This is a genomic window from Kitasatospora sp. NPDC096147 (assembly GCF_044763225.1).
GTDB lineage: Bacteria > Actinomycetota > Actinomycetes > Streptomycetales > Streptomycetaceae > Kitasatospora.
This window is the reverse complement of the sequence record NZ_JBIWFX010000001.1, coordinates 725,293-740,035: the sequence shown is the minus strand read 5'-3', so window position 1 is coordinate 740,035 and position 14,743 is coordinate 725,293. Positions and strand designations below refer to the sequence as shown.

Sequence of the window (14,743 nt, the reverse complement as noted above, 5' to 3'; positions counted from 1 at the left end):
TAGGAGTCCCCTCTCGTGTTCGAGAACGTCCGCAGCGACATCAGCGCCACCCTGACCGAGATCCGCGAGGCCGGTCTGTTCAAGCCGGAGCGGGTCATCGGCACCCCGCAGAACGCCGCCGTGCAGGTGACCGGCGGCGCCGAGGTGCTGAACTTCTGCGCAAACAACTACCTCGGCCTGGCCGACCACCCCGCCGTGCTCGCCTCGGCCAAGGAGGCGCTGGACCGCTGGGGCTACGGCATGGCCTCGGTCCGCTTCATCTGCGGCACCCAGGACGTGCACAAGCAGCTGGAGGACCGCCTCTCGGCCTTCCTCGGCCAGGAGGACACCATCCTCTACTCCTCCTGCTTCGACGCCAACGGCGGCGTCTTCGAGACCCTGCTGGACGACCGGGACGCGGTCATCTCCGACGCGCTCAACCACGCCAGCATCATCGACGGCATCCGGCTCTCGAAGGCCCGCCGCCACCGCTACGCCAACCGCGACCTGGCCGACCTGGAGAAGCAGCTCCAGGACACCCAGGACGCCCGCCGCCGACTGATCGTCACCGACGGCGTGTTCTCCATGGACGGCTACATCGCCCCGCTGCGGGAGATCTGCGACCTGGCGGACCGTTACGACGCGATGGTCATGGTCGACGACTCACACGCCGTCGGCTTCGTCGGCGAGCACGGCGCCGGCACCCCGGAACTGCACGGGGTCCGGGACCGCGTCGACATCATCACCGGCACCCTCGGCAAGGCGCTCGGCGGGGCCTCGGGCGGCTACGTCGCGGCGCGCGCCGAGATCGTGGCGCTGCTGCGCCAGCGCAGCCGCCCGTACCTGTTCTCCAACTCCCTGGCCCCGGTGATCGCCGCCGCGAGCCTGACCGTGCTGGACCTGGTGGAGCACTCCGGGGACCTGCGGGACCGGCTGGCCGCCAACACCGCGCTGTTCCGCAGCCGGATGACCCAGGCCGGCTTCGACATTCTTCCCGGCACCCACCCGATTGCCCCCGTCATGATCGGGGACGCGGCCGAGGCCGGCCGGCTGGCCGAACTGCTGCTGGAGCGGGGCGTCTACGTGATCGGCTTCTCGTTCCCGGTCGTTCCGCACGGGCAGGCCCGGATTCGCGTGCAGCTGTCCGCCGCGCACTCCGCCGAGGACGTCGAGCGAGCCGTCGCCGCGTTCGTGGACGCCCGCGCCGCCCTTGCCGCCGAGCAGGCCGCCCAGCCGGGGGCGTAACGCGTCGAAGGCCGCCAGGCCCGGGTCCCGTCCGGCACCGCCGGCGGGACCCGCCGCTGCGGCCAGGGAGCCCGGCCCGCTCACCCCGGCGGCGGGACGGGCGGCGCCGTCCGGGCCCGTCGCGCTACCGCCGGTCAGCCCGGCCAACCGCGGTCCGGCCGGGGCGGCGCCGTAGCCGCCGGCCAGCTGGGCGAAGCCGCCGTTCAGCGCCCGGGTCTGCTCGTCCTCGTTCTCGGTGAGGTTCCGTACGACGGTGTCCATCTTGTCGGCGGTCCCGGTGAAGGAGCCGAGGACGCGCTGGAGCACCTCCGTCCCGACGGTCTTCAGCACCTGCTCGGCGACGGCCACAGCCAGCTTGCCGAAGGCGTCCGAGGGATTGCCCATGTCCAGGCCCTGCACGACGCTGCGGAAGGAACTGCCCGAGGAGTCCAGGTCGTCGGCGTGCCGGCGCAGCACCGCGGCGCAGGCCGCCAGCGCGCCCGGATCCACCCGGAAGCCGCCCCCCGGGCCGCCGCCCCCGCCGGGGTTGACCACCTGCGCGACCACCAGCTCGGCCAGGTCGGCGATCGGCTTCGCCAGCGCCTGGGCGAGCTGCTGCACCGCCTCGTCCAGCAGCCGCGCGACGATCTCCCGCCCCATCGCGATGACCGCCGCCGTGCTCAGCCCGAAGGTGGCCGACGAGGCGGCCAACTGGGCCTGTATGTTGACCAGTTGGATGAGCGTCTGACCCTTGCAGACCTCGACCACCAGGGCCGCGCCCTTGAGGGCGGTGGCCACCAGCTGGCAGCCGTCGACCACCATGCCGGAGTACGTGGAGTAGGTCTTCCAGAGCGCGGCCAGCTGATCGGCCGAGGCGCCCTGGTAGACCTCGCCCAACTCGGCCAGCGCCTTGTCCCCGGCCAGCTGGACGTTGTCCAGGGCGGAGGCCAACTTGGTCAGCTGGTTGGCGAGTTCGAGCAGCTCGTCCTCGTTCGCCCCGGGCCAGTTCAGGCCGAGCAGTCTCATCACGGTCTGGAGTTCGCCCGGAATGTCGATGGCCATGGATGCCGCCCCCCAGCTGCTCCGTGCACGGTCGGCCAACCGCGCCGTGGGACGCAGCTGATCGCGGGTTGTGACGATACACACCGGGACCGGTCACCACTACGGGGCGTGGTGGCGGTCCGTGGCACGAGTGTCGCAGTGTGCACGGACAACTGAGTACCCGTCAGGCGGTCACGGAATCGCCCCCGCCGGGTAACGGAGATCACCCGCCGCGAGGGGTGACAGGGCGGCCCGGGGCGGGTGTGACCGGAGTGCCCGGGCCGCGCTGGCAGAATGGCGGGGTGATCGACGCAAGACGGCTGCGGACCCTTCGGGCCGTCGCCGACCACCGGACGGTGACGGCCGCCGCGGCCGCGCTCTACCTGACCCCCTCCGCCGTGTCCCAGCAGCTCGCCGCGCTGGAGCAGGAGACCGGGCACCACCTGCTGGCGCGGGAGGGCCGGGGCGTCCGGCTGACCGCCGCCGGGGAGATCCTGCTGCTCCACGCCGATCTGGTGCTGGCCCAACTGGAGCGCGCCGAGGCCGATCTGGCGGCCTACCAGGAGGGCGTGGCCGGTGAGGTGACGGTGGCCGCCTTCGCCACCGGGATCGCCCTGGTGCTCGCCCCCGCCATCGCCGACCTGGCCTCCGGCGCCCCCGGTGTCCGGCTGCGGGTGCTGGACGCGGAGGGCGACGCCAGCCTGCCGATGGTGCTGGACGGCCGGGCCGACATCGCCCTCGCCGTCGAGTACCGGGGCGCCCCGAGGGCCGACGACCAGCGGCTCACCCGGGTACCGCTGTACGCCGAGCCCTTCGAGGCGGTGCTCCCGCTCGGCCACCGGCTGACCGGCGGCACCGGGCCGATCGCGGTGGCCGAGCTGGCCGCCGAGCCGTGGATCGGCCCGTACCCGGGCAACCCCTGCCACGACGTGGTCCTGCTGGCCTGCGAGTACGCGGGCTTCCAGCCCCGGCTGGTGCACTCCTCGGACGACTTCCGCGCCGTGGTCGCGCTCGCCTCGGCCGGGGCCGGGGTCGCCCTGGTGCCGCGCTCGGCGCTGCGCGGGGTCGACCTGGGCGCGGTGGCGGTCCGGCCGGTGGACAGTGCGCTGGCCACCCGGAAGGTGTTCGCGGCGGTCCGGACCGGGGCGGAGCGGCACCCGCTGGTGCGCCCGGTGCTGGCCGCACTGACCACGGCGGCGGCGGGGCTCGGGACGGACTGACACCGCGTCCGGTCCTCCCCGGGTGGGCAGCTCCCGGGCCGCCGGGGCTCGTGCCGTCTACGGCCCGTCCAGGTGCGTGCTGCCGGCAGGCCGCTCACGGTCCTCGGGCCACGGCCCGGCCACGGCTCCCGCCTCCGCCCGGCCCGCCTGAGGCTCCGGCTGCTCCGGAGCCGCCCGCAGCCCGCGCTGACGGCCGGTGCGGTACCGGAGCCGGGTCGGGAGGGCCGGCCGGGGCTCTCGATATGCTGCCGGTGTGGCCGCGCCCCGCCGGGGCGGCGGCCGTGAGCCGCCGTCAGGCGTACCCCGGTACCGGACGTACGCCGGCACCAGACGCACAGGAGCGCCGCCGATGAGCCAGCCCGCCGCCGGTCAGTCCGTCCCCTCCCTGCCGGTCGGGGTGATCGGGCTCGGGGACATCGCGCAGAAGGCGTACCTCCCGGTGCTCACCGCCCTGCCGGGCCTGGACCTGCGGCTGATGACCCGGGACCGGGCCAAGCTCGACCGGATCGGCGACACCCACCGGATCGACGCCCGCTTCACCGATCTCGGCGAGCTGATCGACAGCGGCCTGCGGGCCGCCTTCGTGCACGCCAGCACCGACCAGCACGTGCCGATCGTGACGGCCCTGCTGGAGGCCGGGATCGACGTCTACGTGGACAAGCCGCTGGACTACCACCTGGACGGCGCACGGAAGTTGACCGACCTGGCGGAGCGCGAGGGCCGCTCGCTGGCGGTCGGCTTCAACCGCCGCCACGCCCCCGGCTACCTGCTCGCCAAGGAGCGTCCGCGCGATCTGATCGTGCTGCAGAAGAACCGCGAGGGCCTGCCGGAGGCCGCCCGCACCCTGGTCTACGACGACTTCATCCACGTGGTGGACACCCTGCGCTTCCTGGTCCCCGGCGAGATCCAGCACGTGGACGTCCGGGCCCGGGTCCGGGAGGGCCTGGTGGAGCACGTGGTGCTCACCCTGGCGGGCGAGGGCTTCGCCGCGCTCGGCATCATGAACCGCCTCTCCGGCTCCACCGAGGAGATCCTCGAGGTCTCCGGCGGCGACTCCAAGCGCGAGGTGCACAACCTCGCCGAGGTGATCGACCACCGGGGCCAGCCCACCGTCCGCCGCCGGGGCGACTGGGTGCCGGTGGCCCGCCAGCGGGGCATCGAGCAGGTCGTCACCGGCTTCCTGGACGCCGTCCGCTCCGGCCGGACGGTGTCCGCCCGGGACGCGCTGCGCACCCACGAGCTGTGCGAGCTGATCGTGGAGCGGATCGGCGGGTAGCGGGTGCCTCGGCGACCGGGCCTACGGACGCCACTCCTGGCGGTAGTCGGGGTGCTCGTCGTACGACTGCGCCAGGACGGTGAGCGCGTACGCGAGGCCGGGGCGGCGGGCATCCGCCGGCTCCATCGCCTCGTACTGCCTGGCCAGCATCTCGACCAGGTCGAGCATCGGCAGGTGGCTGTCGAGCAGGGCGTCGCCCCCGAAGCGGTGGGCCACCTCGACATAGGCGTGGTTGTCGGCCATGATGCGGCGCTGAAGGAATCCGACGAGGTCGTCCATGAGGTCATCGTCGCCTACGGGCAGCAGCGTGGGACAAGGCATTTCCGTCCCGACCGGCCCGCCCGACGAGTCGGGTCATCCCCGCGCCCGGAGGAGGGGGCGGAGAGGTGGACTCCGGTGCCCCGGCCGCCGCCGGAATCACCGGGCGCTTGGTCGTCGGGCTCGGTCCGAGCCGGACGTGCCGGTGCGCCCGGCAGGCCGTCGGGTCGACCGGCACCGTCCGGCGATCGCGGGCCGGTGCCCGGTCAGCTGCCGAGCAGGTCGTCCAGGTGGGCGGCCAGCGCGGCGCGCAGGCTGTCGGGGGTCTCGTCCTGACGGTCGATCAGGTGGACCACCAGGTCGGCGCGGATCGCGGCCAGCAGGGCGTGGGCGGTGAAGTCCGGGCCGTGGACGGCCGGCAGCTCGGCCAGGGCGGCGCGCAGGGTGGTGTGCCACCACGCGTAGTGCCCGGCCTGGTACGGGGAGCCGAGCCCGGCGCTCTCGGCGGCGGCCATCAGGTGCCGGTTCTCGGCCTTGAAGCGGAGGGCGGCGTCCAGCAGTTCGCGCACCCGTCGCTCCGGTGACGCACCCTCCGCCGCCGCCAGCACGGCCTGCCGGACCGGGCCGAACCGGGCCTCGATCAGCGCGCCGATCAGCCCCGCCCGGTCACCGAAGCGGCGGAACAGCGTGCCCTTCCCCACCCCCGCCGCCGCCGCGACCTCGTCCATCGACACGTCGTGCGGGGCGCTGCTCGCGGCGAACAGGGCGTCGGCCGCCGCGAGTACGGCCTCGCGGTTGCGCTGCGCGTCCGCGCGCTCGGTCCGCTGGGTCACGGGGGTCCTTCCGGGGTCCGGCCGGCCGGGGTGCCGGCGAACAGTCGACGATACGTCCTGCGACCGGGCCGGAGTGCACGGGGCTCGGCGTCGGGGCCCGTGCACCCCGGCCCGGCCGTCAGTGGCCGGCGGTCCGGCCCAGCTCCCGTTCGGCGAAGGCGCGGAAGGAGCCCGGATCGCGGCCGGTGACCCGGCGGACGGTGTCCGTGGTGCGGTCCTCCGCCCCCGCCGCGATGGACCGGTCGAGCTCGGCCAGCAGGGTGGCGAACTCGTCTGGGATCTCGGCGGCCCAGCGCTCCCGCAGCTGGTCGACCGTCAGTTTCCGGTGGGCGACCGGGCGTCCGGTCACCTCGCTGAGGATCGTGGCCACCTCGTCGTACCCCAGGGCCCGGGGGCCGGTCAGCACCAGGTCGGTGCCGGGGACCGTCCGGTCGGTGAGGGCGCGGACCGCGACGGCGGCGATGTCGTCCGCGTCGACGAACCCGACCCGGCCGCTCCCGGTGGCCGTCCGGATCACCCCTTCCTCCCGGATGCTGCGGGCGTGGGGCATCGACCCGGTGAAGTTCTGCATGAACCAGGACGGCCGGAGCACGGCCCACTCGGGGAACAGGCCGGGCAGTTCGGCGTGCACCCGCCCCACCGCCGGGCCGCCGGCCGGGATCGCCGAGGAGCCGAGCAGCACGGCCCGGTGCACCCCGTGCTCGCGGGCCAGCCGGAGGAAGGGCAGCATCACTCCGGCCGGTTCGGCGTCGCCGACCGGCGGGACGAGGTAGACGCGGTCCGCACCGTCGAGGGCCCCGGCCCAGGTGGCGGGCCGGTGCCAGTCGAAGGTCACGGCCCGGGCGCCCGCCACCGGGGAGGCTGCCCGTCCGGCCGCCGTCACCCGGTGGCCCTCGGCCGCCAGCCCGGCGCTGACCCGGCGGCCGGTGGTGCCGGTGGCCCCGGTGACCAGGACGGCGCTCATCGGGCGGCGCCGCTCGTGTCGGCTCCGGTGATCTCGGCCCGGGTCCCGACTTCGGTCTCGGCCCCGGTCCCGGTCTCGGGTTCGGCTTCGGCTGCGGCGAAGCCGGCGCCGGGCAGGGGGACGGCCAGCGGGTTCCAGTAGTCGCGGTAGTGCTGGAACCGGCCGTCCCGGACGGTGACCACGGCGATGTAGGTCATCTCGAAGGGTCCGCCGGTCCGTACCAGCCGGCCGGTGCCGCGCATCTCGGCCACGATCGTCTCCGGATCGGCGGTCCGGTGCACCGTCAACTCCGGGAAGTCGTGCAGCTCGACGTGGTCGGGGTAGTGCCGCATGTACCCGGCCACGGCGGCCCGGCCCGTCAGCCGGGTGGGCCAGCCCTCGGGGGCGAACGGGAACTCCATCACGCCGTCCTCCGCCCAGAGGTCGACCCAGCCGGCGACGTCCCGGGCCAGCAGCAGGCGCAGGCCGTGGCGGTAGAGCTCTTCGGCAGAGGGGGAAGGGGGCATGAAGGCAGCTCCGATCGGCAGGACGAAGCGGACCGGCGGTCCGCATGGCCGCAACCATACGGACTGCTGGTCCGCTTATCAAGCGAGGTCAGGCCGCCGAGGAGGAGCCGAGCACGACGGTGCGGGCCCAGGCCGGTGGGTGGTCCGGGACGTAGTCCGGGTCCTCCTCGTCGTAGCCGGGGCGGCGTTCGCGCGGGAAGAGGCCGACCACGGTCCGGGCCGGCGGCGGGGCGGAGGGCCAGGGGGTCTGACCGTCAGTCAGCACCACCACCACGTCCGGGTGCGGGCGCAGTCGCAGCGCCCTGGTGAAGCCGGCCCGCAGGTTGGTGCCCCCGCCGCCGATCAGCGGGATGCCCGCGTCCTCGCAGAGCGTGCGCGCCAGCGTCGCCGAGGCGTCGCAGGAGATCACCGAGACCTGGTCCCGGCGGTTGCCGACGGCGCGGGTGATCGCGGCCACCTCCAGCAGGGCGGTGCCGAGTTCGTGGTCGCTGACCGAGCCGGAGGTGTCGATCACCACCGCCACCCGGGGCGGGCGGCGGCGCAGGCTGGGCAGCACCACCCCGGGCAGTCCGGCCGAGCGGCGGGCGGGTCGGCCGTAGCTGTAGTCCTCGCCCGCGCCGGAGCCGGAGACGGCCGCGCGCAGCGCCGCACCGAGCAACTGCCGCCAGGGCTGCGGCGGGTGGAGTGCCTCGTCGGCCCAGCGCCGCCAGCCCTTGGGTGCCGACCCCGGAGCGCCGTTGATGCCCTGTGCCACCCGGAACCGCACCGCGTCCCGCTCGTGCGCGGACAGCCCGTTCGCGCCGCCGGGCCCGAGGTCCCACTCCCGCTCCAGGCCGTCGGCGCCGCTGCCGCAGTCCAGCCAGGCCCACGCTTCGGTGAGCTTGCCTAGCCCCACGAAGTGCAGGTACTCCTCCATCAACTGCCCTTCACCCAGAGCCAGCTGATCCGGCGTCAGCGCGCCCGCCGGCTGCACCAGGCCGTCCCCGAAGGCGTCGTCGTTGATCTCCAGATCGGCCGCGATGTTCATCCGCAGCCGCTCCGCGGGGCCGGTGAGCCCGTGGCGCCGGGCGTACCGCTCGCTCCGGCCGTGATGGTCGCGGAGCAGGTGGGACACCTCGTGCACCCAGACCGAGGCCAGGTCGGCGAGCGGGGTCTTGGCGACGAAGGACGGGGAGACGTAGCAGCGCCAGTGCGAGTCGACGGCCATGGTCGGCACCCGCCGGGACTCCACCACGTGCAGCGCGTACAGCGCGGTGGCCAGGTACGGACGGGCCCGGGCGGCGTGCAGGCGGGCGGCGTACAGCTTCTCCAGGTCCAGTGCGGGCGGTGGCGTCGGGGTCGTGGGGGTGGCCGGCCGTTGCGGCACTACCGGCGGGCCGGGGTGGGGTTGCGGGCGGGGCCTCGGCGGGGCGGGCTTTGGGCGCGGCGGCACGGTGTCGATCGGCGCGGTGTCGGTCGGCCAGGTGCTGACCGGTGCGTTGTTCATCGGCCCACCCCCGCAGCCTCCTTGGCGGTGGCGGCCGCCAAGCGGTCGGCGCGCTGGGCCAGTTGGACCGTCCCGGCCAGGCGGTCGACGATCGTGGGCACCGTCCAGCCGTCCTGCCGGAGCGAGGCCAGGGTGTTCGCCGGGACCACCACCAGATCGGGCGCACCGGTCTCCAGCGCCAGGGCCAGCACCTGCCAGGCGGCGTCCCAGCGCTGCTGGGTCGGCCGCTTGCGCACCGCCGCCACCACACCGTCCAGCACCGCCTGCCGCAGGTCGCCGCGGTGCGGCAGCTCGACGGCGGCCGGGTCGGCCAGCAGCAGCTCCGGATCGGGCAGGTCCATCCGCTCCGCGCTGGCCATCAGCTCCAGACCGGGGCCGTCGCCGACGGTGCCGCGCACCAGCATCGAGAGCACCTCGCGGGAGGACCCGGCGGCGGTGGCGAAGGCGATCAGACGGAGCGTCATCTCCCAACTGCGCGGCGAGGGCCAGGGCCCGCCGCGCCGGGTCTCGCCGTCGGGCAGCCGGTGCACCAGCTCCGGACGGACGGTCAGCAGCGTGCAGACCGCCCGGCGGGCGAAGGCGACGGCCTCCGGCAGTGCGTCCGGGTCGAGGGCCGGCAGGACCGCGCGCGGCCAGGTGCCGCCGAAGCCGCGCACCACCACCTCGTGCTCGTGGGTCCACCGGAGGTGGACGAAGCGGTTGGCCAGCGGTGCGCTCAGCTCCCAGCCGTCGGCAGCCGAGGAGCGCGGGTTGGCGGCGGCCACGATCCGTACGCCGGGCGGGAGTCGGAGCGCGCCGACCCGGCGCTCCAGCACCAGGCGCAGCAGCGCGGCCTGGACGGCCGGGGGTGCGGTGGAGAGCTCGTCCAGGAAGAGCAGCCCGCGCCCGGCCCGGACCAGCCGGACCGCCCAGTCCGGTGGGGCCATCGGCACGCCCTGGACGGCGGGGTCGTCGCCGATCACCGGAAGGCCGGAGAAGTCGGAGGGCTCGTGCACGCTGGCGATCACGGTGGTCAGCGGCAGGTCGAGGGTCTCGGCGAGCTGGGTGAGGGCGGCGGTCTTGCCGATGCCGGGCTCGCCCCAGAGCAGAACCGGCAGGTCGGCGGCCACGGCCAGGGTCAGGGCCTCCAGCTGGGGGTCGGTCCTGGGCTCGGTGGTGGTGCTGCCGAGCAGCGTCAACAGCTGCTCGGCGACGTCGAGTTGGGGCATCGGGGCAGGGGAGGTCATCATGGCGGGTCACCTTGGGGATTCGGGAGCCGAGGCGTCTTCGTGCGGCAGGGGGCAGCCCTGCGGCGGCGCGGCCGGTGCGGCTCGGGTTCAGGGACGGGGGCGGAGCGAGGGTCAGTGCTGCGGAGGAGGTGCAGAAGCCGTCGGAGCGGCCGGGGTCAGCGCGGCAGGGCGGCGAGCCGGGGACGGTTCCGGAGCCGGTCCCGAAGGTCACCCCGGACCCGGACCCGGCCGTCGATCCGCCGACCGGTCCGGGGCGTCGGGCGGTGGCGGCTCAGCAGGTCGGCCCGGTGGAGGCCGTGCACGACGCGCCGTTCGGCCGCCGCCTCCAACTCCTCACGGAGTCTGCCCGGGGGCAGCAGGGCGGCGGGGCCGAGCAGCGCCTCGATCACGGCCAGCGCGCCGGAGGTGTCACCGTGCACCAGGCGCTCCCGGACGCCGGTCAGCTCCTCGGGGTGCCGGTGGGCCCGCTCGATCGTCTCCAGGCACGGGAGCTGGCGACCGCCGAGGGCGCCGATCAGCTGCTCCCGGGCGATCTCCGCCGGGTCGTGATCGAGTGCGCTGAGGACGCCCTCGACCAGGCCGATCCGGTGCCGGGCACCCTGGCAGTCCACCAGCTGTGGTCCGGCGACGGTGGCCGACGGGGGCAGCGGTGAGGCGGGGTAGCCCGGTGCCAGGGCCGACGCGACCAGGGGATGGAGCCGGCCGGGGTCGATCACGCCGCTGCGGAGCAGCAGCAGGTCCGGCAGCGTCCAGGTCGAGGCGTCGGGCAGCACGGGCAGGGCAGCCCACCCTCCGCTGCCGAACCTCCGCAGGGCTGCCGGTGGTTCACCGTCGACCAGCCGACCGTCCGGCAGCAGGAGCCGGCGATGGCGGATGCCGAGCCGCACTACCACCGGGTGTTCCGGGCAGCCGTCGGCCGCCCGCAGCAGCGCTGCTTCGGCGGCCCATCGTGCGGTCGCCAGTTCGGGCTGCCGCATGGCCACCAGGTCGGGCTGCCGCAGGGCCGCCAACTCGGGCTGCTCATCGGGAGGTTGACGGTCAGCGCCGACCCTGGTCGGCAGCTCGGCCGTCCGGCGGACGTCCCAGAGGTGGCGGTGCAGATCGAACCGGAAGCGCGGGTCCGGCCGCAGGTGCGGGTGCGGTACGCCGGGGTCGGTGTCGTCGGCTCCCCAGAGGGCCAGCGAGAAGCGCTGACCGCCGTCCGCCCAGGCGGGCGGGGTACGGGCCACCAGGTGCACCGGCGCCGACCGGCCGGGCAGCCGGTACCGGGCCAGGCTGAGCGTCAGCCCGGCCCGGAGCAGCCCGTCGGGGGCCGTCCTGGGCAGGTGCCAGCGCAGCAGATCGGGCGCCAGGTGGCGGAGATCGGAACGGAGTCGACCGGTGAACTCGCGGCCGAAGGCCCGGTTCACGGTCCGTAGATCGAGGTCCACGTCCAGGTGGGCGGCAGCACAGGCTCCCGCCCAGTCGCCGACGGCGCGGCGGGCGGTGGACTGCTCGATCATGACGGGCGGCACGGCGTACTCGCGCACGCGCAGCCAGCGGGAGAGGTAGGAGTCCTCGTACACGGGGTGAGTGGCCATCAGCACTCACCGAACGTGGACGAGACCCCCGATCCGAAGAAGGAGTGAGTGATCATCGTGGGGGAGCGTAACCCCTACCGCCCGTCCGGCGCCAGTGGGTTGGGCGACACCGGTCCCCGTACCACCGGGATGCGCTCCGAGATCAGGTCGAGGCATGCGTGGATGCCGGGCTTCGGCGCGGCGGAGCACTCGCGCATCCACCAGATCGCCCGGACGTGCTGCCCGGCGGCGATCAGCCGGTCCGCTTCGATCCGAGCCTGCGGCGGTAGCCGGTCCCACGGGGAGTTCTCCATCCAGGCATCGCATCATTCCGGGGAGCAGCCGGGCCAGGGGTTTTCCGGGCGGGGCCGGGCCCGCCCGGCGACGAGCTCAGCGGGCCTGACGGCGGTAGTGGTCGAGGACGTCCTGGCGGAGCAGGTGGCCGAAGCCGGCCGACTCCAGGCGCAGGCCCAGCTGGTGCTCCTCCAGGCCGAGGGCGGAGGCGGCGTTCGTCAGGTGCCAGTCGTGGGCGGCCAGGGTGTCCAGCAGGTGGCCGCGCTTGGTCTGGGCCTCGGAGAGGCGGAAGGTCTTCAGGTAGGCCAGGCGGCCGTGCTCGTCGGTGATCGCCTCCCCGATGTGGTTCTCCTGCCGGGGGCGGAACTCGGGCAGGAAGCGCAGCAGCGTGAAGCGGTCCATCCGGCGCACCGTCCTGCCGCGGTAGACGGCGCCGAGCAACTCCCCTGCCATCGTGGAGTCGTGGAACTCCGCCCAGGCATGCTCCTGCTGCCCCACGGCCGCCCGCAGCTCGGTCAGCGAGCGGATCGGCGGGCCGGAGCGGAGATCGGCCCGGAAGTCCGGCACCGGAGCGGAGAGCAGTGCGTAGTGGTGCACCGCGTCGCCGTAGAGGTCGAGCAGCAGGCTCCGGTGCAGCGCCCGGTAGTCCTCCGGGTGCGGCACCACGAAGGCGGCGGCGAGCGCGTCCGCGACGTACAGCAGCAGGCCGCACTGGCCCGGGTGCAGCTCGAACACCCGGAGTGCGTCGGCGAGTCCGCGCACGGCGGCCCCGCAGTACGCCTCCTCCTCGCGCGGCGACAGGCCGTGCCGCAGCGCGCGCTGCGACCACTCGCGCCAGGCCAGGGCGGGCCCGCCGAAGTGCAGGGCGAGGTAGCCCTCCAGGGCCAGGTGGAGCGGGAGGAAGCGCAGCCGGGTCCGGTCGGCCCGCTGGGCGAGCCGGCCCGGCCGACGCTCCAGCGGCACGGACTCCGGTGCGGCGGAGCCGAGTTGGGTGCCGTAGGCGGCGGCCGGGGTGCCGTCCCGGGTCCAGTCGGCCACGAAGCCGTGCGGCAGGAAGGCGGTGTAGGCCTGCGGGCCGGCGGTGACGGTGGCCTCGCGCTCGCCGTACAGCTCCTGGCGCAGCCGCAGGTCGGTGATCGGCTGCTCGCGGACCAGGGGCACCAGCCGGACCCCGCCCCAGACCTGGGCCGGCCGGGTGGTCAGCCCGTCGAGGGTGAGGGTGAAGGGGGTGGTGCTCACTGCGCTCCTCCCGTTCGGGACGGGTCCGGCGACGGTTCCCCAGGCTCCCCGGGCTTCCCTGAGTCCCCGGACGGTCCGGGCTCCCCGGCGCGTGCGGGGTCGAGGAACCGCTCGATGCGCAGGGCCAGGTGCGCGGTCAACTCGCCGATACCGGTGCGCCCTTCGGCGAACCGGGCGAACTCGGCCAGGGTCGGCAGGTCCGCCGCGTCCCGCAGTCCGGCGGTGGGCACGGTCGGGGCCAGGCGGCGGACGTCGAAGGTCTCGGCGTCGAAGACCGGGTTCAGATGGACGATGCCGGTCCGGTGGTCCGGATCCAGCCGGGTGTGCCAGACCCGCAGCACCTCGGCGGCCATCCCGGGCGGGGCGTTGTCCCAGCCGTCCGAGAGGATCACCAGCCGGTCGGGCGTGGTCTCCAGGGCGTCCACGATCCGCCGCCCCAGCGGTGTCGGGCCGAGCGGGTGGAGCAGCAGCGCATCGGTGCGACCCGAGGTCCAGAAGGCCCGGTACCCGCCCTCGGCGGCCAGCGCCTCCAGCAGGAAGTGGCAGGCCAGGGCGGCAGCCAGCGGTCGGCGGCGCTTCTGCCCGGAGCCGGCCGAGGAGAAGCTGTCGTCCAGCACCGCCGAGACCCGTCCCCAACTCCCTTGCTGCGTACCGGCGGTGCGGCGAGCGGCGGCGCGCAGCGCGTCGGTGAGCTCGGCCCGGCGGGCGATCCGGTCGGCGGTCGGCAGCCCCAGCGCGTAGACCGCGAGCCGGGTGAGCGGCATCCGGTGCAGGTCGGCGGCGACCTCGGCGGCCCCGGTCCGGCGGGCCGATTCCTGGAGCCGGAGCCGCTCCAGGGCCGTCATCCGGGGCTCGATCTTCCGGAGGAAGGCCTCCCGCGGGATGCCGTGCTTGGCGGCGAAGCCCTCCGCCACGGTGTACGGCAGCTGGTAGAGGGCGCCCTGCTCGTAGTGCGCCCTGGTCCAGGCGTCCAGCAGCGGTGCCCGGTACCGCCCGGCCCGCCGGGCGGCCTTGCCGAACAGGAAGTCCCCGGTCTCGGGCTCGGCGGGCCGCAGGTGCAGGTGCCGGAGGGCCAGCTTGAGCCCGCCCCGGTACTTGACCGCGTCCAGCGTCTGGTCCGGCCGGGCGGCCAGCCAGTCGCGCAGGATGGCCCGGGTGCGGCGGTTGTTCACCCGGGCCCGGCGCAGCTCGCCGATCAGCCGGTAGACCCGCTGCGGCGGCAGCAGCGCGAGCCGGCGGGCGATCAGCCGTCCTTCGGTGCGGCGCTGCTCCTCGGTGGCGTCCTTCGCGGTCTCCAGCAGCTGGCGGACGATCAGCGCGGCATTGTGGTCGTTGATGTCCAGCGCGAGCGAAGCGGCGTACGGGCCACGGTAGTTGACCAACATGTACTCGTGCAGGAAGCCGAGCGAGAGCTGCTGCTCGGCCGCCTCGGCATGGAACTCGCGCTGGCCGGTCGCGGTGATCGCGGCGTTGACGAAGAGCAGTACGTCGTCGGCGGCGATCAGGTCGCCGTACGTCTCCACGGTCTCTCGTCCTCGCTGCCGGCCTTGAATGGGGAGCCGGCCGGGGAATGGGGGCGCGAACTGCGAATCACTGCGTTATAGGAAGGCTCCGGAAGTCGCACCGGAGTCCCGC

General features: G+C 74.7%; 13 protein-coding genes and 1 pseudogene. 4 read left to right on the top strand and 10 right to left on the bottom strand.

Annotated elements, in window-relative coordinates; genetic code table 11:
• The first annotated feature begins 15 nt into the window (after positions 1 to 15).
• From ACIRBX_RS03065 to ACIRBX_RS03050, 4 genes are all read left to right on the top strand, one after another.
• The gene (locus tag ACIRBX_RS03065; RefSeq protein ID WP_402293392.1) at positions 16 to 1,224 is read left to right on the top strand and encodes a glycine C-acetyltransferase; all 1,209 of its coding nucleotides are present in this window, start codon (positions 16 to 18) and stop codon (positions 1,222 to 1,224) included.
• Between the two features lie 526 nt (positions 1,225 to 1,750).
• Entirely contained in the window at positions 1,751 to 1,951 is a 201-nt protein-coding gene (locus tag ACIRBX_RS03060) for a hypothetical protein (RefSeq protein WP_402293391.1), read from the top strand.
• A gap of 595 nt (positions 1,952 to 2,546) precedes the next feature.
• Positions 2,547 to 3,464 carry a LysR family transcriptional regulator gene (locus ACIRBX_RS03055; RefSeq protein ID WP_402293390.1) on the top strand — a complete coding sequence of 306 codons (918 nt, stop codon included), beginning with the start codon at positions 2,547 to 2,549 and terminating at the stop codon, positions 3,462 to 3,464.
• Between the two features lie 385 nt (positions 3,465 to 3,849).
• Positions 3,850 to 4,740, top strand: coding sequence for a Gfo/Idh/MocA family protein (locus ACIRBX_RS03050; RefSeq protein WP_402293885.1), 891 nt, complete (start codon positions 3,850 to 3,852; stop codon positions 4,738 to 4,740).
• Positions 4,741 to 4,761: 21 nt separating this feature from the next.
• Here ACIRBX_RS03050 and ACIRBX_RS03045 read toward each other — a convergent pair whose 3' ends face one another.
• The 10 genes and pseudogenes from ACIRBX_RS03045 to ACIRBX_RS03000 form a co-directional block, all read right to left on the bottom strand.
• Complete coding sequence (locus ACIRBX_RS03045; RefSeq protein WP_402293389.1) at positions 4,762 to 5,019, bottom strand: DUF6221 family protein; 258 nt, start codon at positions 5,017 to 5,019, stop codon at positions 4,762 to 4,764.
• Positions 5,020 to 5,264: 245 nt separating this feature from the next.
• Entirely contained in the window at positions 5,265 to 5,831 is a 567-nt protein-coding gene (locus tag ACIRBX_RS03040; RefSeq protein WP_402293388.1) for a TetR/AcrR family transcriptional regulator, read from the bottom strand.
• Positions 5,832 to 5,949: 118 nt separating this feature from the next.
• The gene (locus ACIRBX_RS03035; RefSeq protein WP_402293387.1) at positions 5,950 to 6,795 is read right to left on the bottom strand and encodes an NAD(P)H-binding protein; all 846 of its coding nucleotides are present in this window, start codon (positions 6,793 to 6,795) and stop codon (positions 5,950 to 5,952) included.
• A gap of 89 nt (positions 6,796 to 6,884) precedes the next feature.
• Positions 6,885 to 7,301, bottom strand: a pseudogene (locus ACIRBX_RS03030) (nuclear transport factor 2 family protein); the annotation flags it as partial.
• 88 nt (positions 7,302 to 7,389) lie between these two features.
• The gene (locus ACIRBX_RS03025) at positions 7,390 to 8,787 is read right to left on the bottom strand and encodes a VWA-like domain-containing protein (RefSeq protein WP_402293386.1); all 1,398 of its coding nucleotides are present in this window, start codon (positions 8,785 to 8,787) and stop codon (positions 7,390 to 7,392) included.
• Complete coding sequence (locus tag ACIRBX_RS03020) at positions 8,784 to 10,016, bottom strand: AAA family ATPase (protein ID WP_402293385.1); 1,233 nt, start codon at positions 10,014 to 10,016, stop codon at positions 8,784 to 8,786. The genes ACIRBX_RS03025 and ACIRBX_RS03020 overlap by 4 nt, the downstream gene beginning before the upstream one ends.
• A gap of 155 nt (positions 10,017 to 10,171) precedes the next feature.
• Positions 10,172 to 11,596: a hypothetical protein gene (locus tag ACIRBX_RS03015; RefSeq protein WP_402293384.1), complete on the bottom strand. Its 1,425-nt coding sequence runs from the start codon at positions 11,594 to 11,596 to the stop codon at positions 10,172 to 10,174.
• Between the two features lie 74 nt (positions 11,597 to 11,670).
• Positions 11,671 to 11,889: a hypothetical protein gene (locus ACIRBX_RS03010; protein ID WP_402293383.1), complete on the bottom strand. Its 219-nt coding sequence runs from the start codon at positions 11,887 to 11,889 to the stop codon at positions 11,671 to 11,673.
• A 76-nt stretch (positions 11,890 to 11,965) separates the two neighbouring features.
• Entirely contained in the window at positions 11,966 to 13,108 is a 1,143-nt protein-coding gene (locus tag ACIRBX_RS03005) for an ARPP-2 domain-containing protein (protein ID WP_402293382.1), read from the bottom strand.
• Positions 13,105 to 14,631, bottom strand: coding sequence for a hypothetical protein (locus ACIRBX_RS03000; protein ID WP_402293381.1), 1,527 nt, complete (start codon positions 14,629 to 14,631; stop codon positions 13,105 to 13,107). Before ACIRBX_RS03000 ends, ACIRBX_RS03005 begins: the two co-directional genes overlap by 4 nt.
• Positions 14,632 to 14,743 lie beyond the last annotated feature (112 nt).